The 20,058-nt window shown below is 69.2% G+C and carries 16 protein-coding genes, 1 tRNA gene and 1 other RNA gene; 10 read left to right on the forward strand and 8 right to left on the reverse strand.

Translation table 11 applies throughout. The annotated features are described in order from the left end of the window. The 3 genes from AB1609_02190 to AB1609_02200 all read left to right on the forward strand — a co-directional run. Positions 1 to 1,409, forward strand: a 1,409-nt coding sequence (locus tag AB1609_02190; GenBank protein ID MEW6045281.1) for a toprim domain-containing protein, incomplete at its 5' end; no start/stop codon positions are given. 37 nt (positions 1,410 to 1,446) lie between these two features. Next, positions 1,447 to 2,562, forward strand: a complete 1,116-nt coding sequence (gene rpoD, locus AB1609_02195; protein MEW6045282.1) for an RNA polymerase sigma factor RpoD — start codon at positions 1,447 to 1,449, stop codon at positions 2,560 to 2,562. 84 nt (positions 2,563 to 2,646) lie between these two features. Next, a tRNA-Ile gene (locus tag AB1609_02200) sits at positions 2,647 to 2,721 on the forward strand. Positions 2,722 to 2,953: 232 nt separating this feature from the next. Here AB1609_02200 and AB1609_02205 read toward each other — a convergent pair. Next, positions 2,954 to 4,246 (reverse strand): Wzz/FepE/Etk N-terminal domain-containing protein, encoded by a 1,293-nt coding sequence (locus tag AB1609_02205; GenBank protein MEW6045283.1) that lies wholly within the window; start codon positions 4,244 to 4,246, stop codon positions 2,954 to 2,956. Between the two features lie 220 nt (positions 4,247 to 4,466). Between AB1609_02205 and AB1609_02210 the strand changes: the two genes are divergently transcribed. Next, positions 4,467 to 5,234 carry a 3-hydroxyacyl-CoA dehydrogenase gene (locus AB1609_02210; GenBank protein MEW6045284.1) on the forward strand — a complete coding sequence of 256 codons (768 nt, stop codon included), beginning with the start codon at positions 4,467 to 4,469 and terminating at the stop codon, positions 5,232 to 5,234. Positions 5,235 to 5,283: 49 nt separating this feature from the next. After that, positions 5,284 to 6,471 carry a thiolase family protein gene (locus AB1609_02215; protein MEW6045285.1) on the forward strand — a complete coding sequence of 396 codons (1,188 nt, stop codon included), beginning with the start codon at positions 5,284 to 5,286 and terminating at the stop codon, positions 6,469 to 6,471. Positions 6,472 to 6,496: 25 nt separating this feature from the next. Here the strand turns inward: AB1609_02215 and sufU are convergent, their stop codons facing one another. The 4 genes from sufU to sufC form a co-directional block, all read right to left on the reverse strand. Then, entirely contained in the window at positions 6,497 to 6,928 is a 432-nt protein-coding gene (gene sufU, locus AB1609_02220) for a Fe-S cluster assembly sulfur transfer protein SufU (GenBank protein MEW6045286.1), read from the reverse strand. 19 nt (positions 6,929 to 6,947) lie between these two features. After that, the gene (locus tag AB1609_02225) at positions 6,948 to 8,186 is read right to left on the reverse strand and encodes a cysteine desulfurase (GenBank protein MEW6045287.1); all 1,239 of its coding nucleotides are present in this window, start codon (positions 8,184 to 8,186) and stop codon (positions 6,948 to 6,950) included. A gap of 69 nt (positions 8,187 to 8,255) precedes the next feature. Then, positions 8,256 to 9,647, reverse strand: coding sequence for a Fe-S cluster assembly protein SufD (gene sufD, locus AB1609_02230; GenBank protein ID MEW6045288.1), 1,392 nt, complete (start codon positions 9,645 to 9,647; stop codon positions 8,256 to 8,258). Positions 9,648 to 9,663: 16 nt separating this feature from the next. Further along, the gene (gene sufC, locus AB1609_02235; GenBank protein ID MEW6045289.1) at positions 9,664 to 10,449 is read right to left on the reverse strand and encodes a Fe-S cluster assembly ATPase SufC; all 786 of its coding nucleotides are present in this window, start codon (positions 10,447 to 10,449) and stop codon (positions 9,664 to 9,666) included. A 209-nt stretch (positions 10,450 to 10,658) separates the two neighbouring features. On the opposite strand from sufC, the gene AB1609_02240 reads away from it, so the two are divergent. Both AB1609_02240 and rnpB read left to right on the forward strand, forming a co-directional pair. Next, a complete protein-coding gene (locus tag AB1609_02240; GenBank protein ID MEW6045290.1) occupies positions 10,659 to 11,465 on the forward strand; it encodes a C4-type zinc ribbon domain-containing protein in 807 nt (268 codons plus the stop codon). Between the two features lie 73 nt (positions 11,466 to 11,538). After that, positions 11,539 to 11,948, forward strand: an RNA gene (gene rnpB / locus AB1609_02245) — RNase P RNA component class A. A 159-nt stretch (positions 11,949 to 12,107) separates the two neighbouring features. Here the strand turns inward: rnpB and AB1609_02250 are convergent. Together AB1609_02250 and AB1609_02255 are read right to left on the reverse strand one after the other, a co-directional pair. Next, positions 12,108 to 12,755 (reverse strand): acetate--CoA ligase family protein, encoded by a 648-nt coding sequence (locus AB1609_02250; GenBank protein MEW6045291.1) that lies wholly within the window; start codon positions 12,753 to 12,755, stop codon positions 12,108 to 12,110. Between the two features lie 16 nt (positions 12,756 to 12,771). Continuing rightward, a complete protein-coding gene (locus AB1609_02255; protein MEW6045292.1) occupies positions 12,772 to 14,247 on the reverse strand; it encodes an acetate--CoA ligase family protein in 1,476 nt (491 codons plus the stop codon). 112 nt (positions 14,248 to 14,359) lie between these two features. On the opposite strand from AB1609_02255, the gene tkt reads away from it, so the two are divergent. Continuing rightward, positions 14,360 to 16,378: a transketolase gene (gene tkt / locus AB1609_02260; protein ID MEW6045293.1), complete on the forward strand. Its 2,019-nt coding sequence runs from the start codon at positions 14,360 to 14,362 to the stop codon at positions 16,376 to 16,378. On the opposite strand, the gene AB1609_02265 is transcribed toward tkt, so the two are convergent. After that, positions 16,326 to 17,120 carry a 2-phosphosulfolactate phosphatase gene (locus AB1609_02265; GenBank protein ID MEW6045294.1) on the reverse strand — a complete coding sequence of 265 codons (795 nt, stop codon included), beginning with the start codon at positions 17,118 to 17,120 and terminating at the stop codon, positions 16,326 to 16,328. The two genes, tkt and AB1609_02265, sit on opposite strands and share 53 nt — an antisense overlap. An 88-nt stretch (positions 17,121 to 17,208) precedes the next feature. Between AB1609_02265 and AB1609_02270 the strand changes: the two genes are divergently transcribed. Together AB1609_02270 and AB1609_02275 are read left to right on the forward strand one after the other, a co-directional pair. Then, positions 17,209 to 19,602 (forward strand): 3-hydroxyacyl-CoA dehydrogenase/enoyl-CoA hydratase family protein, encoded by a 2,394-nt coding sequence (locus AB1609_02270; protein MEW6045295.1) that lies wholly within the window; start codon positions 17,209 to 17,211, stop codon positions 19,600 to 19,602. Between the two features lie 33 nt (positions 19,603 to 19,635). Beyond that, positions 19,636 to 20,058: beta-ketoacyl synthase N-terminal-like domain-containing protein (locus AB1609_02275; GenBank protein MEW6045296.1), on the forward strand; the 423-nt coding region annotated here is incomplete at its 3' end.

The raw sequence follows: 20,058 nt of genomic DNA on the forward strand, positions 1-20,058 counted from the left end.
AGCAGCGGGGTGTGGACGCCGAGGTGGCGAAAGCCTTCCGGCTCGGGTACGCCCCCGCAGACTGGCACGCCCTAGAGCGGGCCCTGGGGCAGGACGCAAAGGCGATCGAGGCCCTGCGGGCGGCGGGGCTGGTTGTGGTGCGGGAGGACGGCCGCCACTACGACCGGTTCCGGGAGCGCCTCATGTTTCCCATTGCTGACAGCCGGGGACAGGTGGTGGGGTTCGGAGGGCGAGCGCTGGCAGCACGCCAGGAGCCCAAGTACCTGAACTCACCGGAGTCACCGGTCTACCAGAAGAGCCGCATTCTGTACGGGCTCGACCGCGCGGCGGCCGCCATCCGGCGATCCGGACGGGCAGTGGTCGTGGAAGGGTACATGGACGTGCTGGCCATGCACCAGTTCGGGCTGGCGGAGGCGGTTGCCACGTGTGGGACCGCCCTGACGGCAAGCCACGGGCGGGCGCTGATGCGGCTGGCTCGACAGGTGATCGTGGCGTTCGACTCCGATGCCGCGGGGCAGTCGGGAGCCCTTCGGGGGCTTGCGCAGCTGCGGGCGGCCGGGCTCGACGTTCGCGTTGCGGTGCTGCCGGAGCCTCACGACCCGGACTCGCTGCTGAAAAGCGAGGGCCGCCCAGCGATGGAGGCGGTGCTCGAGGAAGCACGCGGGGTTTATGAATTCGCCGTCGAGCAGGCGCTCAGGGGGGTCAACCTCGAGACTCCCGCAGGAAAGGCCGCCGCGGTAGCGAACGTCCTCCCCATTCTGCTCGACGTGCCCGGCGCGGTCGAGCAGGAGGCACTGGTGGCCCAGGTAGCCACCCGGGTGCACGTGTCGGAACGGGCCATCCGCAGGGAGATGGAGAGGGAGCTTCGGCGAAGGCGGGCAGGTGTTCGGGGGGGTGCCCGCGGCGGACGGCCGCATGGTTACAACCTATCAGTGTATAATAGTAAGGGTCCGTATGTCCAGAGCACCGCGGCCGGCAACCCGGGAGTTTCCGACCAGGGGAGCGTGGTCGAGAGGGAGTTGCTGCGGCTGCTCGTCGAGATGCCGGAGCTGGCGGAGCGGGTCAGGGGTCGCCTGGCGGGCAACGACTTCACGGCACGGGGGTACGGGACCCTGTTCGACGCGTTGATGGCACAGGGCGAAGGAGCGCTCGCCGATCCGGAGCTCGCGGAGGTAGCGGGCCGGGTGCTGGGCTCCTCGGAGGTGGCGGTGCGGCCCGACGCTCTCGACTCGTATGTAAAGGGACTGCGCCAGGCCGCGCGCCAGCGGGAGCTGGCGGCTATCGAGGGTAAGGTAGGGGAAGCGGCTCGGTCGGGAGGCGCGCCGGGCGAACGGCTGGTACGGCTCGCCGAACTTGCCGTATTATACCGAGAGGTGTGGGAGAGGCTACGCTCCGAACGGATTTCTTGATGAGCAGGCCGGCCCCGGAAAGGGGGGATTGAGAGAGATGGAAACCGGCAAGGATCACGAGCTTCCCGAGATCGAGGGTCTGGACGAACTCATCCAGAAGGGCAAGAGCAGGGGCGCCCTCTCCTATCGCGAGATCATGGAGACGCTGGGCGACTCCGACATCGCCCCGGACCAGATCGAGGACATCTACGAGAAGCTGGCCAGCATGGGGATCAGTATCGTCCCGGACACTCCCGAGGACGGTCATCTCGACGCGCCCGAGGACGGGATCGCGACCGAGGGGGCGGAGGCGACCCACGACCTGGATGAGGCCCTGGAGGGGATTGCCCTCGACGATCCCGTTCGGATGTACCTGAAGGAGATCGGCCGCGTACCGCTGCTCACGGCTGAGGAAGAGGTCGAGCTGGCCAAGCGCATCGAGCAGGGGGACGAAGAGGCGAAGCGCAGGCTGGCGGAAGCGAACCTGCGCCTGGTGGTCAGCATCGCCAAGCGGTACGTGGGCCGCGGCATGCTCTTCTTGGATCTGATTCAGGAGGGGAACCTCGGCCTTCTCAAGGCGGTCGAGAAGTTCGATTACCGCAAGGGATACAAGTTCAGCACTTATGCCACGTGGTGGATCCGGCAGGCGATCACGCGGGCCATCGCCGATCAGGCCCGGACCATCCGGATTCCTGTTCACATGGTCGAAACCATTAACAAGTTGATCCGCGTCAGCCGGCAACTGCTTCAGGAGCTCGGTCGCGATCCAACGCCCGAGGAGATCGCCAAAGAGATGGAGATGCCGGTGGAGCGGGTCCGGGAGATCCTGAAGATCGCTCAGGAGCCCGTCTCTCTCGAAACCCCCATCGGCGAGGAAGAGGACAGCCACCTGGGGGACTTCATCGAGGATCAGGAGGCGCCGGCGCCGCCGGAAGCGGCTTCGGCCTCCATGCTGCGGGAGCAACTGGAGGGCGTGCTCGATACCCTCAACCCGCGTGAGGAGAAGGTACTGCGGCTGCGCTTCGGGCTGGACGACGGCAAGCAGCGGACGCTCGAAGAGGTGGGTCAGGTGTTCGGCGTAACCCGCGAGCGTATTCGCCAGATCGAGGCCAAGGCGTTGCGCAAGCTGCGCCACCCGAGCCGGTCGAAGAAGCTGAAGGACTTCCTCGAGTAAGGCTTGCCTTGCGCGCCTCACTTGATGGTTCGCCTTCCGTACGGTAATCTAGGGCCGGCGGCATTCGTCACGCCGCGCGGCAGGGGAGGCTTAGCTCAGCGGCAGAGCAGGGGACTCATAATCCCTTGGTCGCAGGTTCGAATCCTGCAGCCTCCACCAGTCATGACGAGGGTTTACGAGATCGGCGAACCCGGGGTGCGCGAACCAACGCGCGAACCGAGCGCCCCGCCTTCCCGGCCACCCGGCACGGATCGGCGGTGATGGCGTCGGCGTAGAGGCGCAGGGGGGTGAACGCGTCCCGCCGCCCCCCTGCCGTGGCTACCGCCGATACCCTGATGGCCCGGGGCCTGGGGGCTATCCCGGGTGCTGGCCTTCCTCTTCGCCGTGTCGCTCACTGGCCGTTGGAGGCAGCGCCGTGCACGACGGCCTCGCTGCTTCGCCCCGCGACCGGCTGCCTCCAGAACTCGGCGAAGAAGACCCCGAAGACGCTTGCCATCAGTCCGAGAAACGTGGCGACCGTGGTGTTCAACAGTACCCGGGGGCGGGCCGGGGAGTCCGGCGCTACGGCCTGCCGGACGAGGGTGAGGGTGGATTCGCCGAGGCGCCCGGCGAGGGCCGACTTTTGCGCCTGGTACTGGGAAACGGCCGCCTCGTAGCTGCGCCGTGCCGTCTCAGCCTGCCAGGTCAGTTCCTTCTCCCTTGCCTGAAGCCGTACCAGTTCGGCGGTCAGGCGCTGGATCTCCCCCGTGAGCGCGGCAAGAGCCGCTTTGGCCTGTTCCCGCTCGGCCCGCAGGCCGGCCACGGTGGCCTCCTGGGCGGCCACCTGCTGCTGGAGTTCCACGTAAACCGGGTTGATCTGCTCGTCCTCCAGGCTGATGAGCGGGTTGCCTGCGTCGCCGCCCAGGTTGCGCAACGTCTGGGTCAGGGCGGCCCCCTCAGGGCTGAAGGCCTTCTTGAGGGCAATGATGCGGGGCTGCTGGCCCAGCTGATCTCGCAGCGCCTGCAGCCTGGTGGTCTCGGCTGCCAGGGCCAGGTCCAGGCTCCCCAGGCGGCTCTGGTAGGTCGACACCAGCTCCAGCTTCGCCGCCTGCTCGTTTGCCAGCTTTTGGACTGAGGGGCTGTCCCGGGTGAACTCCTGCAAGGCCTTCACGGCCTCGTCGAGGCTCCTGCGCGTCTCTGCGATCTGGCCCTCCAGGAGCGTCAAGGCGCCCTGCATCCGGGTCCGGTTGAGGGTGTCGACCTCCTGCAGCAAGAGCGACGCTGACATGTTCGCCCACCTGGCTGCCAGGTTGGGCTGCGGGGCCTGCGCGGTCAGCTCGAGGAGGTTGGTTTGCGGGACGACCCGGGCGCGGATCCGCACGGAAGGCACAGGCTCACCCGCACCCGTGGCCTGACGCACCTGGTCCTGTACCAGAGACTGGAAGGCAGGGGACTGCACGATCTGCTGGTAACCCGCGGGCGCCAGCGCCACCGCCCGCACCGGCGCCGCGAGTTGCTCCTGAGAGGCCTGGTCGGGTTGCGGCGACTCCACGACGAGCAGAACGGACGCCTCGTATACACGGGGAAGCCAGAGACGGCTGACCACAAACGTCACCAGCGCTGCCGCCAGGGTCACGGCGACGATGACGTGGCGGTTGCGCCACAGGAGCTCGGCGTACTGCCTCAGGTCGATCTCGTCTTCCAAGGGACGTTCCTCCGCATCCAAGACCCCCGCCGGCCCCCGGTTGGCATTTGCTGGATCGTCGGCTGCTGTCTTTACCTGTCGGATTCCAGTGTGCAGCCTGCATTCCTGCTTCAGGCGCCGTCCGGGCTGGCGGCGGCAGGCCGCTGATGAAGGGAAAACGGTTACCGCAGCCGAACGAAGCGGGCGTGCACTCAAAGACGCGAAGCAGGAGGGGGTTGCCTTGAAGATCCAGGGCGCCAGCGCGCTGGTCACCGGCGGCGCTTCGGGGCTCGGCGAGGCCACGGTCCGGCGGCTGCATGGCCTCGGCGCAAGACTCGTCATCGCCGACGTCAGCCGCGAACGGGGGCAGGCGCTTGCCGACGATCTCGGGGCGGGCGCGCTCTTCGCGGAAGCGGACGTTGCCGACGAGACCTCCATGCGTCGTGCCGTGGATCTCGCAGCCACGTCCCACGGGGGCCTGCAGATCCTCGTCAACTGCGCGGGCATCGCCGTGGCGCAGCGAATGTTGGGCAAGGAAGGGCCCATGGACCTGGGCGTGTTCTCCCGGGTGATCCAGGTCAACCTCATCGGAACGTTCAACGCGATGCGGCTTGCGGCCGCCGTCATGGCAGCGGGCCAGCCGGACGAGGCGGGGGAGCGCGGCGTCGTCATCAACACCGCGTCCGTCGCCGCCTTCGAGGGCCAGATCGGCCAGACGGCCTACTCCGCGTCCAAGGCCGGCGTGGTCGGGTTGACGCTGCCCGCCGCCCGGGAGCTTGCCCGTTTCGGCATCCGCGTGGTGACCGTTGCGCCGGGGATCTTCGACACCCCCATGATGGCCTCGCTCCCCGAGCCGGCGAGGGCGTCGCTCTCGCAGCAGGTGCCGTTCCCACCCCGGCTCGGCAGGCCCGACGAGTATGCCATGCTGGTGGCGCATATCGTTGAGAACCCCATGCTCAACGGCGCGGTGATCCGGCTGGACGGGGCTCTGCGCATGGCCCCGAGGTGAAGCAGGGCAACAAGCTACAGCAGGCCCGGGGCACGGGGGGTTGTTTACGATGGGTGAACCGGTCATCGCCGGAGCCGTCCGCACCGCCATCGGAAAGCGCGGCGGCGCATTCCGGGACGTCCGGCCCGACATGCTCCTGGCGTCCATTTTGAACGCGCTCGCCGACCGCACGGGCATCGAGCGCGCCTGGGTCGAGGACGTGGTGGTGGGGTGTGTCACGCAGGCCGGCGAGCAGGGCGCCAACATCGCCCGGCAGGCCGTGCTGCTGGCCGGCTACCCGATGCACGTACCCGCCACCACCGTAAACCGCATGTGCGGTTCCAGCCAGCAGGCCGTCCACTTCGCCGCCCAGGCCGTGGCCGCGGGCGACATGCGGTGGGTGGTGGCGGCCGGGGTGGAGTCGATGACCCGGGTACCGATGTTCAGCGACATCCTGGGCGCAAGCCCGCAGGCCTCGGCCGGTCAGGCCTTCGCCGGCTTCCATCCCGAGCTGTTGACGCGCTATGAGCTGATCCACCAGGGCGAGTCCGCGGAACGGATCGCCGAACGTTACGGCCTCGGCCGCCGGGAACTCGACGAGTTCTCCTTCCAGAGCCACGTGCGGGCCGCCCGTGCGATCCGAGCCGGCTACTTTGAGTCCCAGATCGTCCCGGTCGAGGGCCTCGACGCGCAGGGCAACACGGTAACCGTAATCCAGGACGAAGGGGTACGCCTGCAGCCCAGCCTGGAACGCATGCTGGGTCTGGCACCTGCCTTCCGCCCCCCGGGGCGGGGCGTGGTCACCGCGGGCAACTCAAGCCAGATCAGCGACGGGGCTGCGGCCATCCTGGTTGCCGATTCGGACGCGGCCCGGGCAGCCGGAATCCGGCCTCGGGCGCGCTTTTTGGCCCGCGTTGCCGTCGCCGGCGATCCCACCCTTCAACTGCTGGAGGTGATCCCGGCTACCCGCCGGGCACTGGAGAAGGCCGGCGTGAGCCTGCGCGACCTGGACGTCATCGAGATCAACGAGGCGTTCGCCAGCGTGGTGCTGGCCTGGGGGCGCGAGTTGGAGCCTGACTGGGAACGGGTCAACCCCAACGGCGGCGCCATCGCGCACGGCCATCCTCTGGGAGCCACCGGCGCCGTCTTGATGACGAAGCTGCTTCACGAACTGGAACGGCGCGACGGCACGTTGGGACTGCAGGTCATGTGCATCGGGCACGGGATGGCAACCGCTACCGTCCTCGAGCGGCTGTAACAGCGACGTAGCGCCAAGGCTGCCTTCACGACCGCTTGAGCTGGGCCAGATCCTTGTCGAGGGCCTCCCAGGCCAGCAGCGCGCACTTTACCCGTACGGGGAACTTGCTGACACCGGACAGCGCCTCGAGGTCACCGAGGTCGGCCTGCTCGGGGGGAAGCTCGCCTCGCACCATGCGCGTGAACCGGCCCATCATGTCCCGCACCTCGGCCACTGTCCGGCCCCGAACCGCTTCGGTGAGCATGGAGGCCGACGCCTGGCTGATGGAGCACCCCTGCCCGGTGAAGCGCACCTCCCGGATGATATCGCCGTCTGCGATGAGCTCCAGGGTGATCTCGTCGCCGCAAAGCGGGTTGTGGAGATGCACGCTGGCGTCGGCATGCCCCAGGTGGCCTTTGTTGCGGGGGGATTTGTAGTGGTCCAGGATCACTTCCCGATACAGGTCATCCAGAGGCATGCCGCGCCGCCACCTTACCTCACTTTTGCACCCGGCTGAAGATCGCCCGCACCGAGTGGAGCGCCGCCACGAGGGCGTCTACGTCCTCGGCGGTGTTGTACACATAGAAGCTTGCGCGCACCGTCGCCGGTACGTCAAGCCACCGCATGAGCGGCAGTGCGCAGTGGTGCCCCGCCCGCACGGCCACACCTTCCCGGTCAAGGATCGTCGCCACGTCGTGCGGGTGGACTCCCTCGACATTGAAGCTGACCACCCCGCCGCGCGGTTGAGCCAGCGGGCCGTAAATGCGGATATCGTCGAACGCTCTCAACCGCTGCACCGCGTACTGCGCGATCTCGTCCTCGTGAGCCCGGACGTTCTCCATCCCCAGCGACTCCAGGTATGTCACGGCCTCGCCCAGCCCGACAGCTTCGGCGATGGGCGGCGTCCCGGCCTCGAACTTGTAAGGGACATCGTTCCAGGTGGCGTGGTCGAGGTAAACCTCGCGGATCATCTCCCCCCCACCGAAGAGCGGCGGCATCTCCTCCAGGAGCTCCCGGCGCCCCCACAGCACCCCGACGCCGGTCGGCCCCATCATCTTGTGGCCGGAGAAGGCCAGGAAGTCGCACCCGAGTGCCTTGACATCCAGCGGCATGTGGGGAACGCTCTGCGCCCCGTCCAGCACCACGACGGCGCCCACCTGGTGAGCCCGGTCGACCATCTCCCGCACCGGGTTGATGGTGCCGAGCACGTTGGACTGGTGGGTGAACGTCACGATCCGTACCCGGCCGCTCCCCAGCAGGCGGTCGTAGCTCTCCAGGTCGAGCGTGCCGTCGGGCAGCAGGTCCACGTAGCACAGCTTCGCACCCGTCGCCTGGGCTACCATCTGCCAGGGCACCAAATTGGAGTGGTGCTCCATGAGCGTCAGCACGATCTCGTCGCCCGGCCGAAGCCGCGGTTCGGCCCAGCTTCGGGCCACGAGGTTGAGCGCCTCGGTGGCTCCCCGGACGAAGATGACGCACGCCGGGTCCGGCGCCCCGATGAAGCGCGCCACGGCCTGCCGGGCCCGCTCGTACGCCTCGGTGGCGCGTTCGGCCAGCGTGTGAACCCCCCGGTGAACGTTGGCGTTGTCCCGCTCATAGAAGCGGCGCACCACTTCGATCACGGGGTAAGGCTTCTGGGCCGTGGCCGCGCTGTCCAGGTAGACCAGCCGGCGCCCGCCGGCCACGGTCTGGTGCAACGTAGGGAAGTCATCGAGGCATCGTCTGATTGAACGCATTGTCGTTGGAGACCTCCTCCCGGGCGGAGGCGGCGCTGCCGCTGCGGCCGCCGGCCACCGCCCGCCGCTTCAGGCCGCCTCCAGCTTGGCGGCCACGATCTGGCGAATCCGCTCCCGGACCGACTCGACGGGAATGCGGTCGAGCACCGGCTGCAGGAATCCTTCGACGATGAGGCGGATGGCCATCTTCTCCGGCAGCCCCCGGCTCATCAGGTAGAAGAGCTGCTCCCGGTCGACCTGGCCCACCGTGGCAGCATGGCCTGCCCGCTGAACCTCGCTCTCCTCCACCACGACGCTGGGGTTGGCGTCGGCCCTGGCTTCGGGGCTGAGCACCAGGATGTTGCCCTTCTGATAAGCCCCGGACTCCCGGGCGCCACTTCGGATGTGGGTCACCGCGCGGTAAATACCCCGGGCCTGCCCGTTCAGCACGCCCCTGGCCACGATGTCCGACTCCGTATGGGTGCCCCTGTGGTCCATGCTGTTGAGCAGGTCCAGGTGCTGGCTTCGGTCGGCGAAGAAGACCAGCACGCTGTGGGAGGCCGAACCGGGCCCCTGAAGGGCGGATTCGAACTCACCCCGGGTCAGCCCGCAGCCGAACTCCCCCAGAATCCACTCCACCCGGCTGTCCTTTTCCAGCACTGCCCGGCGGTTGGTGAAGCTCCAGACCCGGCGGCCCCAGGTCTGCAGCGAGACGTAGTCGATCCGGGAGGCCGGCCCGGCCACGATCTCCACCGCACCGACGACCAGCGGCGGGAGCTCTTCCGGGGCGGCATCGCTGTCCGGTGAGATCTGGGACTCCACCACGCAGACCCTGGCCTCGTCGTCGAGCACGATGAGCGTGTGGGGGAACAGAAGCGCCCGGCCGGCATCCATCCAGGTGACGATCTGCACCGGCTGCTCGAGTTGAACGCCCCCCGGCACGTACAGCAGCGTGCCGATGTCCCACGCCGCCTCGTGCAGGGCCTGGAACTTGCCGTGGACAGGCAGTACCGCCTTCGTCATGAAGTGGGATCGCACCACCTCCGGGTGCGTGGCCAGGGCCTCCTGCAGGCTCAGCAGCCGAACCCCGCGGCGCTGGAGCTCGGGGTCGATCCAGCGCAGCGTGCGAACCGGACCGCCGGCGCCCGGCGCCACGTGCGCGATGACGGCCCCGCCCGCCGGGAGTTCCCGCAGGCTCCCGGCGACGGCCGCAGGCAGGGCACTGCCGTCGGCCGCCGGCCCGGTCAGGTCCACCGGTGGGAACGCCTCCTGCGGGGTCTCGAGCTCCCGGCGCAGCTTCTGGAGGTAGGCTCCCACGTCGAATTGCGATAGATCGGTGCGATCCCACTGCGGTGGCGGCGTCTCCTGGAACAGCCGCAGCGCCTCGGCCCGTCGGTCCACCATCCAGGGCGGTTCGGTCCGCCGGGAGGCGTAAGCTTCGATGAGGCTGCGTTGGATGGCCACACTGCTCTCCACGTTCACCTCGCCGACCCCCTCCTCAGTGCGCCACGGCTTCGCCGGCGAGCTGCTGCTTGATCCAGTCGTACCCCTTCTCTTCGAGCTGCTCGGCCAGCTCTTTCCCGCCCGCCCGCACGATGCGTCCGTCCATCATCACGTGCACGAAGTCAGGCTCGATGTAGCGCAAAATCCGCTGGTAGTGGGTGATGATGAGGGCGCCGAAGTCGGGGCCACGCAGGCTGTTGACCGCCCGGGCGACGACCTTGATCGCGTCGATGTCGAGACCCGAGTCCGTCTCGTCCAGAATGGCGAGCTTGGGCTGGAGCAGCCACATCTGCAGCATCTCGTTGCGCTTCTTCTCGCCGCCGGAGAAGCCCTCGTTGAGATACCGGCCGGCGAAGCTCCGATCCATGTCCAGCAGTTGCATCTTCTCCCGGAGCAGCTTCTGGAACTCCGTGATGGAGAGTTCTTTGCCGTTCGCTGTGCGCACGGAGTTGACGGCCGTCCGCAGGAAGTTGGCCAGCGTCACCCCCTGCACCTCGGCCGGGTACTGGAACGCGAGGAACAGGCCCTTGCGGGCACGCTCGTCGGGGCTCATGGCCAGGACGTCCTCGCCGTCCAGGAGCACCTGCCCGCTGTCCACCGTATAGCGAGGGTGGCCCATGAGGGCGAAAGCCAGCGTGGTCTTGCCCGAGCCGTTGGGCCCCATGAGCCCGTGGATCTCTCCCGACCGAACCGTCAAAGAAAGCCCCTTGACGATGGGCTTGCCGTCCACGCTCACGTGCAGGTTCACGATTTGAAGCTCGTGCCTGGCGCCGTCGCTCATCGCTACGATTCACCAGCCTCCTCGTCTGCCGGCGAAAGATAAGGAGCGCGAGCTCCCTGTTCGCCTCAGGCAGTATACCACAGATGAAGTTAACTTGCTTAACTAATCGGGTGCTGCGGTCCTATACCTTTCCGGTAGGGCAGCGGAGGGCGTTGCCGAACAACCCCTCGTGAGGGCGCCGCTTCTGGAGCGAGGAGGCCTGAAGAGCGATGGGCACCATACCCGGCGGTGAGGCACGGGCGGCGGGCGGCGGCGCCAGCGCCGCCGATCTCGAACGGCTCTGGCGGCTGCAACTGGTGGACGGGTCCATCCGGGCGGCGGATCGGGCGCTGGAGGCCCACCCCGATCGGCTGCAAGCCGAGCAACTCGCCCGGGACGTGGCGGCCCTGGAGGACGAAGTGCGCCGCACGCAGGAGAGGCTGAAGGAGGGGCGCGTGGCGGCCCGCCGCGCCGAGGCCGAACTGAAGGCGGCCGAGCAGGCGGCCGCCCAGCTCCAGGCCAGGCTGTTCGGGGGCGGCGTCACCAACCCCAAGGAGCTCAGTTCGCTTCAGAGCCGCTTCGAGTCCACCCGCTCCAGGGTGGACCGGTTGCAGGACGACGTGCTGGGGCAGATGATCGGCCTGGAGGAGACCGAGAAGGCCCTGGCCGGCCTCAACGAACGGCTGAAGGATGCCCGGGCACGGCTTTCCGAGGCCCAGGCGCGCTGGGACGCCACCCGGGCCGAACTGGAGCGGCAGGCCGCCGAACTGCGAAAAGAGCGTGAGGCGCTTGCTGCCGCCGTTTCCAACCCGACCTACCTCACCCGCTACAAACGCCTGAGCGCCGCCAAGGGCGGGCAGGCGCTGGCGGTGGTGGACGGGGAGCGGTGTTCGGGGTGCGGGGTGCCGCTGTCGACCCTCGTCCTGACCGAGGCGCGGCGCAAGGAACGCATGATCTTCTGCGAGGTATGCGGCCGCATCCTGTACTGGCCGCCGGCGGCGCCGGGGACACCCGCCGGAGGGCCCTCGCGGGCGTGAGGGGTCGGGGGTTGCGCGGCCTATGCAGGCGCGACCTTGAACCGGGCGGGACGAACCGTTACAATAGGGCAGGCCAGGGGGCCGGGAGGCCGCGGGCCGCGGTGCGCAAAGCGCGGCAGGCTGCGTCGCTGCGCTGCACGGCCCGAGGAAAGTCCGGACTCCACAGGGCAGGGTGCCGGGTAACGCCCGGCGGGGGCGACCCCAGGGATAGTGCCACAGAGACCATACCGCCGGCAGAGGGCCGCGGGCGCGTGCTTCGGCTTCGCTGCCGGTAAGGGTGAAAAGGTGAGGTAAGAGCTCACCGGCGGCCAGGTGACTGGCCGGCCGGGTAAACCCCACCCGGAGCAAGACCGAGTAGGAGGGGCCCCGGAGGTGGCCCGCCTCGATGCCCCTCGGGTTGGTCGCTTGAAACGGGCGGCGACGCTCGTTCGAGAGGGATGGCCTCCGTAAGGACAGAATCCGGCTTACAGGCCCGCTGGCCAGTTGACAGGTCTTAGCCTGAGTCCCTGCCGCCGACGAGGGCTCAGCGAAGCGGAGCGGTGCTGCGGTTTCGATTTGGTGCAGGGACCAGTTCCCCGGGAGGGCAGCCCCATGCAGGGGCTGCCCTCGCCTTTGCGGGGCCCGCTGGCGTGGGTGGTTGCTTCAGGCACCCATCAGCTTGGCGTCGATGACCACGGCGTCGTCTTCGCGCACGAAGACGGGGTTGAGATCCATCTGGCCCACCCGGCCGGCGTTTTCGCTCACCCACCGGCCGACCGTGACGACGAGCTGCACCAGTGCCTCACGGCTCACGCTCCTGCCCCTGAACCCCTCAAACAGCGCACGTCCTCGAAGCTCGTCCAGCATCGCCTGTACGTCCGCCTCCGCGATGGGCAGGCGCCGGAACGCGACGTCCTGGTAGAGTTCGGCAAAGACGCCCCCAACGCCTACCATCACGCACGGCCCGAAGACCGGGTCCCGGAAGAAGCCCACGATCGCCTCAACACCCGGCCGCTCCATGGGCTCCACGAGGAGCGGATCCCCGGGGAAGCGGCTTCTGAACTCCTGAAAGGCTGCGGCAAACTCCTCCATGCCCGCGATGTTGAGCCGCACCGCCCCGGCCTCGGTTTTATGGAGCAGGGCGGTGGACGAGGCCTTCAGGACCACGGGAAAGGGGAAGGGCAGGCCTGGGGGCACGGGCTCGTGCGGTTGGACGACCACGGACGCCGGCACCTTCACGCCCAGGCTGCTCAGGAGCGCCTTCAGTTCGTGTTCCGCCATCGCAAGGCGCGTCGTGACGTTTGCCTGCACAGTCTCACCTCTTCTGCTAGCTCGAAAGCCCGGCCGCTTCTCCGAACGCACCTGCGCCCGCGGAGCGCGGCGGGGCCTCCAGGCCGGCTCGCAGCCCCGCCCGGGCCCGGCCCGCCAGTCCCGGATAGCGGAGCACCGCGGCCAGCGACCGGACGGCCCGCCACAGCGACGGGTACGCCGGCACGCCCATGCCGTTGAGAACCCGGAAGGGCTCCTGGGTATCCTTCAGCCCGATGAGCACCGCCACCACCGGCTTGCCGTACCGGGTCGCCTGCCGGGCGATGGCCGGCAGCACGTCCTCGTTCATGTACGGCAACTGAAGGATGACGCTGGCCAGCACCGCATCGACCGCGGGATCCTCCAGCACGACCTGCAGTGCCTGTTCGTACATCGGAACCGACGCCTGGCCCGTCAGGTCCACGGGGTTGGCCACGCTGGCGAAAGCGGGAACCACCTCTCTCAACCGCAAACGGGTGCCCTCGCTGAACGGGGCCATCTCCAGGCCCACGCCTCGGGTGGTGGACTCGATGTAGTCGCTGAGCATCACGCCCTGCCCGCCGGCACAGGTGATGACCGCCACGCGCCGCGCCGGCCGCTCGGGAACGGGGGACAGCGCCAGCGCCAGGCACGTGTCCACCAACTCCAGGTCGTCGAAGACCCGCACGATCCCGTACTGTCTGAGCACCCCGTCCACGACCCGGTCCGGCCCGGCCATGGAACCCGTGTGAAGCGAGGCAGCCCGGGCGCCCGTTGCCGTACGGCCCGCCTTGAGCAGCACCACCGGCGTCCGGCCGGCGATCTCCCGCGCCACTTCCACGAAGGCCGGCCCGTCGGAGAAGCTCTCCAGGTACAGCCCGATGACGGAGGTGGGGCTGCCGGGGCGGGAAAGCTCCCGCACAAGCTCTGCCTCGTTGATGTCCAGGCGGTTGCCGAGCCCGATGAACGTGGACACCCCAACGCCCATCGAAGCGGCCGTGGCCACCAGCGTGGCGCCCACCGCCCCGCTTTGAGAGATCAGGGCAACCGAACCGGCCGCCGGCCGGGGGAGGCGGGTATCGGGGAGAAAGAGCGTATCGAGGCCGTGGGCGGGGTTGAGGACGCCCAGGGTGTTGGGGCCCAGGACGCGGGTGCGCGTCCCCCGGATCGCCTCTTTGATTTCCGCCTCGAGCTTGCGCCCCTCCTCTCCCGTCTCCCCGAAGCCGCCGGCGATGGGGATGACGGCTCCCACTCCTTTGACGACGCACTCCCGGACCAGGGACGGCACAGTGGCGGCGGGGGTAGTCAACACGGCCAGGTCGACGGGCTCGGGAAGGGACGTGACCGAGGGCCAGACGGGGTGGTCCAGGATCCGCGTGGCGGTCGGGTGGACAGGATAGACCGTTGCCCGGCTCTTCAGCAGGTGGCGGAAGACGATGTGCCCAATTTTGTCGGGGTTGGGCGAGGCTCCCACCGCGGCAACGGAGCGTGGGGTGAGAAGCGAGTCGATCAGCATCCCATGCCCCCCTCTTGCTTGCGGGGGTAGCCAGAAAGCTTATCAATAAGCCGGCTTCCCGGGCTTCATTTTACCAGAGGCGGAAGTCACGGAATCAGGGGAGTGGATGGCGATGCAGACGGCGACGGACGAAGTGTTGCAGCGGGTGGCCGATACGATCCGTGCCCTTTCGGTTGACGCCATCGAGTCGGCCCGTTCGGGGCATCCCGGGCTGCCGCTGGGGTGTGCCGAGATCGGGGCGCTCTTGTTCACCGAGTTCTTGCGGCACGACCCGCAATGGCCGCAGTGGCCGGACCGGGATCGGTTCGTGCTCTCGGCGGGGCACGGTTCCATGCTGCTGTACAGCCTGCTGCACCTGACGGGGTATGCGCTGCCCATGGAGGAGCTAGAGCGCTTCCGCCAGCTTCACTCCATGACTCCCGGGCACCCGGAGTTCGGGTGCGCGCCGGGCGTGGAGACGACCACAGGGCCGCTCGGGCAGGGCTTCGGCAATGCCGTCGGGATGGCGCTGGCCGAAGCCATGCTGGAGGCGGCGTTCAACCGGCCAGGAGCGGCCGTGGTGAACCACCGCACGTGGGTGCTGGCCGGCGACGGCGACATGATGGAGGGGGTCTCGGGCGAGGCGGCGTCGCTGGCCGGGCACCTGAGGCTGGGCAAGCTCAAGGTCATCTACGACCAGAACCGGATCTCCATCGAGGGCTCCACCGAGCTTGCCTTCACCGAGGACGTGGCGCGGCGCTTCGAAGCGTACGGGTGGCGGGTCACGGCGGTGGACGGCCACGACCTCGGCGCGCTCAGGGAGGCGTTCGGGTGGGCCATTGCCGACGACTCGAGGCCGACCCTCATCGTCGCGCGCACCCACCTCGCGTTCAAGAGCCCGAAGCAAGACCAGGCCGAGGCCCACGGCGCGCCCCTTGGGCCGGAGGCGGCCGCGGCGCTCAAGGACCGGATCGGCTTTCCGAAGGAACAGCCGTTTCACGTGCCTGCGGACGTGCGGCGGTTCTTCGAGGCCCGGCGGCCCCGGTGGGCCCAGGCGAGCCGGGTGTGGGCCGAGCAATGGGAGGCGTGGTCCCGGGCGCATCCGGAGCTGCGGCGGCGGTGGGACGAGGCGATGGCCCTGGAGCTTCCGCGGGATCTCGAGGCCGCTCTGCCCGAGTTTGCGCCCGGCAAGGCAATCGCCACCCGGACCGCCGGCGGCAAGATCCTGCAGGCGCTGGCGCAGCGGATCCCCTACCTGGTGGGGGGGTCGGCCGACCTGGCGCCGTCCACCCGCACGTACCTGGACGGGATGGGGTCGGTGGGGCCGGGGGAGTTCGGCGGGCGCAATTTGCACTTCGGGGTGCGGGAGCACGCCATGGGAGCCATCCTCAACGGGCTGAGCCTGCACGGCGGGTGGCGCCCGTTCGGCAGCACGTTTCTGGTCTTCTCCGACTACATGAGGCCGCCCATACGCCTCGCCGCCATGATGCGCCAGCCGGTCATCTTCGTCTTCACCCACGATTCGGTTTACGTCGGGGAAGACGGGCCGACGCACCAGCCCGTGGAGCACCTGGAGGCTCTGCGGGCGATTCCGGGCCTCGAGGTGTGGAGGCCGGCGGACGCCGCGGAGACGAAGGAGGCCTACCTGGCCGCGCTGGCGCGCCGCGACGGCCCCTCGGCCCTGGTGCTGACGCGGCAGGACGTGCCGGTGCTGGAGATCGAGGGGGATCGTGCGGATGCACGCCGGCGGGAGGGTGTACGGGCCGGCGCTTACGTGGTGCGGGGCCTGAACGCAGAGGCCATCGACGTGACGCTGGTGGCGACGGGAAGCGAGGTGGCCCTGGCCCTTCGGGCCGCCGATCTGTTGGCGGCCGAGGGCATCCGGGCGCGCGTCGTGTCGGTGCCGTGCCGAGAGCGGTTTGCCGCCATGAGCCGCGAGCAGCGCCGTGCGATCCTGGGCTACCCGCGGCCCTGCGTCGTAGTGGAGGCGGGGGTCGGTTCGGGGTGGGGGTGGCTCGTGGAGGAGGGGGCGGCGCTCGTCGGTGTGGAACGGTTCGGCCAGAGCGCGCCCGCACCCCAGGCGGCGGCTGCCGTGGGACTTACCGCCGAACGGATCGTGCAGGAGGCGCGCCGGCTTGTGGGGCGAAGCTGACCGGATAGAGGCGGGCCTCGCTCACCCGGATGGGCCGGATCACCGCCACGTCGCCCGACCGGCGGGCCTGAAGGGCGAAGTCGAAGAGGTTGAACGCGAGGCACAGCGCCACGTCGGAGGGCGGGAACGGCGGCAGCTCGCCGGCGAGCAGGCCCTGCACACGCCGTGTATGGAAAAGGTCTGCCAGGCGCCGCCCTGCGGGCCACTCCTCCCCCCGCAGGTAGGCCTCGATGGCCTCGGCACAGAGCTCATCCTCGTCCGTCGGCTCTTCCGCCGCCCGGCCCATGGCCACCAGGGTCACCACGGGCGGCGCCAGCCGGCGGATGGCCAGGGCCGTGGCCACCGCGTTGGCCAACGACGCCACAAAGATGCGGCGGGCGCGGCGGCTGTGGATGACCCCCTGCGTACCGGCACCGGTTCGCTGGATGAAGGGCCGCCGGGCCAACTTTAGCCCGCCCGCCACCGCCCGCAGAAGCTCGCTGGGGGAGTTGCCGAGGTCGAAGTCCGGGATCGGCCAGGCTCGCACCTCGCCGGAGAGAACGGCGCGGGGGAGCCGGCGCTTCAGCTGACGCGCGCAGTCAGCGTCGGCCACGGCGACCAGCGGTCTCGCCCCCAGCGCTGCGGCGTAAGCGCAGACGGTGAACGCGCGAAAGACGTCGATGATGATCACCACGCCTTGCGCGGCGCGGGCTCCTTCAAGAAGGCGCAGCCGTCGGATCTCCATGGTCCCCTGGCGCTCCACGATCTGCAGGATACCCTCCGGGCGGGTGCAGGGTGCGGTGGCGGAAACGAAGAATGGCTGTGAATGTTGGAACGGAGGTGGATACGGCGTGGAGCAGCCTGAGCGCCCGGCCCGTCCTTTGCGCGTCCGGCGGGCGGCGGTCATAGGGGCCGGCGTCATGGGCTCCCAGATCGCGGGGTGGCTTGCGAGCCTTGGGATTCCCTGCGAGCTTCTGGACCTGGCCTCTTCAGCGCCGGACCGAAACCGGTTAGCGGATCAGGGTCTCAGGCGGCTTTTCCAGATGAGGCCGCCGCCCCTGACGACGCAGGACGCCGCGCGACGCATCCGGACGGGCAACGTGGAAGACCACAAGGAGCGGCTTGCCGGCGTGGACCTGGTGATCGAGGCCGTGGTCGAGGAACTTGGAGCCAAGCAGGCGCTTTGGGCCGACCTGGAGGGCTGGATCGGCCCGCATGCCGTCATCGCCACCAACACTTCGGGGCTTTCGGTGACGGAGCAGGCTCGGGGTAGGGGAGAATCGTTCAGGCGGCACTTCATGGGCATCCACTTCTTCAACCCGCCGCGCTACATGCGGCTGGTGGAGGTGATCCCCACCGCCGATACAGATCCCGATCTGGTGCGGTCGGTCGTGGAGTGGCTGCGCCGCATCCTTGGCAAGGCGCCCGTGCTGGCACGGGATACCCCCAACTTCATCGGCAACCGCATCGGCATCTACGCGCTGCAGACGGTGCTGTCGGCCATGCAGCGCTTCCACCTGTCCGTCGAGGCCGTGGACCTCATCACGGGGCCCGTCATGGGCAGGCCGAAGAGCGCGACCTTCCGGACGCTGGACCTGGTCGGCCTCGACACCTACCTGCATGTGTTGCGGACCGGGGCCTCCCGCGCGGCTGACCCCGAAGAACGGGCGCTTCTCTCGCCACCACCGGTCATCGAGGAGATGGTGCGGCGAGGCCTTCTCGGCGAGAAGAGCGGGGCGGGCTTCTACCGCCGCCAGCCGCGCGATGGAAGTTCGGTCATAGAGGTGCTGGACTGGGAGACGATGGAGTACCGGCCGCGGCAGGAGGTCCGCTTCGAATCGGTGGACCGGGCGATGGCGGCTCCGCCCTCCAGGCGGCTGGAGGTGTTGCTGGAGGGCGATGACGAGGCAGCCCGTTTCGCCTGGGCCGTGCTGGAGCCCACGCTGCTCTTCTGCGCCGCGAAGCTTGACGAGATCGCTTACAGCGCGGCCGACGTGGACCGCGCGCTACGCTACGGCTTCTCGTGGGACCAGGGGCCGTTCGAGGTGTGGGACCGGCTCGGGGTGCGCCGGCTCGCCGAGCGGATGGAGTCGCACGGTATAAGCCTCCCGCCGCTCGTCCAGCGCGTGAGGCAGGCAGACCCGCCGGCGTTTTACCGCACGGCCACAGGGCCTGGTGGAGCGGTTCGCAGGGAGGCGGTCGACGGGTCGGGTGCGTATGCGCCCGTGCAGGTGCCGTCCGATCACCTTTCGGCGCAGCAGTTGCGGGAGGCCGGCGCGGTGGTGTGGACAGGGCCCAGCGCGACGCTCTTCGACCTGGGGCAGGACGTCGCGGGGCTGGAGTTCCACGCGCCGAAGGCGGCCATCGACGACGCGTTCATCGAGAGCCTGGAGAAGGCCCTGCACGAGCTGGGGGAGCGATTCCGAGGCCTCGTGGTGTTCAGCGACGGCCCGGACTTCTCGGTGGGGGCCAACCTCTTCCAGGTGCTGGTGGCCGCCCGGCAGGGCGCCTGGGACCAGCTCGAGGCGGCGGTGCGGCGCTTCCAGTCGGTCAACATGGCGATGAAGTACGCCAGGGCGCCGGTGGCGGTAGCGGTGAACGGGCGCGTGCTGGGCGGCGGCGTCGAGATGATGATGCACGCCCCTGCGGCGATGGCCGCGGTCGAAAGCTACATCGGCCTCGTCGAGACCGGGGTGGGGCTCATCCCGGCCGGGGGCGGCACCAAGGAGATGGTCCTGCGCACGCTGGCGCGGCTCCCTGAGGGGCGAGCGCTGGACGTGCAGGGACTGGTGGCGTGGATGTTCGAGGTCATCGCCCAGGCCACCGTGGCCACCAGCGCGCACCATGCCCGGCTTCTTGGGTACCTGCGCCCCGAGGACGAGATCGTGGCAGATCGGGACGCGCTCTTGTTCCGGGCCCGGCGGCGGGTGGCCTACATGGACGAGGCCGGCTGGCAGCCTCCGGCGCCGGCCACCATTTCCGCCCCGGGCCGGGACATCAAGGCGGCGTTGGTCGCCGGGGTGCTGGACATGCGGCGAGCCAACCGCATTACCGACTATGAGGTGACCATCGGCAAGCAGCTTGCCCACGTCGTGTGTGGGGGGGACGTGCCGGGTGGCACGGCGCTCTCCGAGTGGGCGTACCTGGACCTGGAGCGGGAGGCGTTCCTGAAGCTCCTGGGCCAGGAGAAGACCCAAAAGCGCATCGAGCACGTGCTTACCACCGGCCGCCCCTTGCGCAACTGAACGGTGCCGGGGAAGAGAGGGAGCGGTGCAGGGATGGTTCAGGACGCGGTGATAGCGGCTGCCGTTCGCACCCCGGTCGGGAAGGCGCGGCGGGGTGCGCTCGCCGGCGTGCGACCCGATGAGCTGGCCGCCGCCGTCATCCGGGAGGCGCTGGCCCGCGTACCGGCGGTGCAGCCCGCCGAGGTGGACGACGTTATCATGGGCTGCGCCATGCCCGAAGGGGAGCAGGGGCTCAACGTGGCGCGGATCGCGGCGATCCGGGCGGGGCTGCCGGCGTCGGTACCGGGGCTGACCGTCAACCGGTTCTGCGCGTCGGGCCTGCAGGCCATCGCCATGGCGGCCGAACGGATCATGGTCGGCGCCGCCGAAGTCATTGTGGCCGGCGGCGTGGAGAGCATGAGCCGGGTGCCCATGGGCGGGTTCAAGCCGGCGCCCAACCCGTACCTCATCGACCAC

It is taken from the genome of Bacillota bacterium, assembly GCA_040754675.1.
Classification (GTDB): domain Bacteria; phylum Bacillota; class Limnochordia; order Limnochordales; family Geochordaceae; genus Geochorda.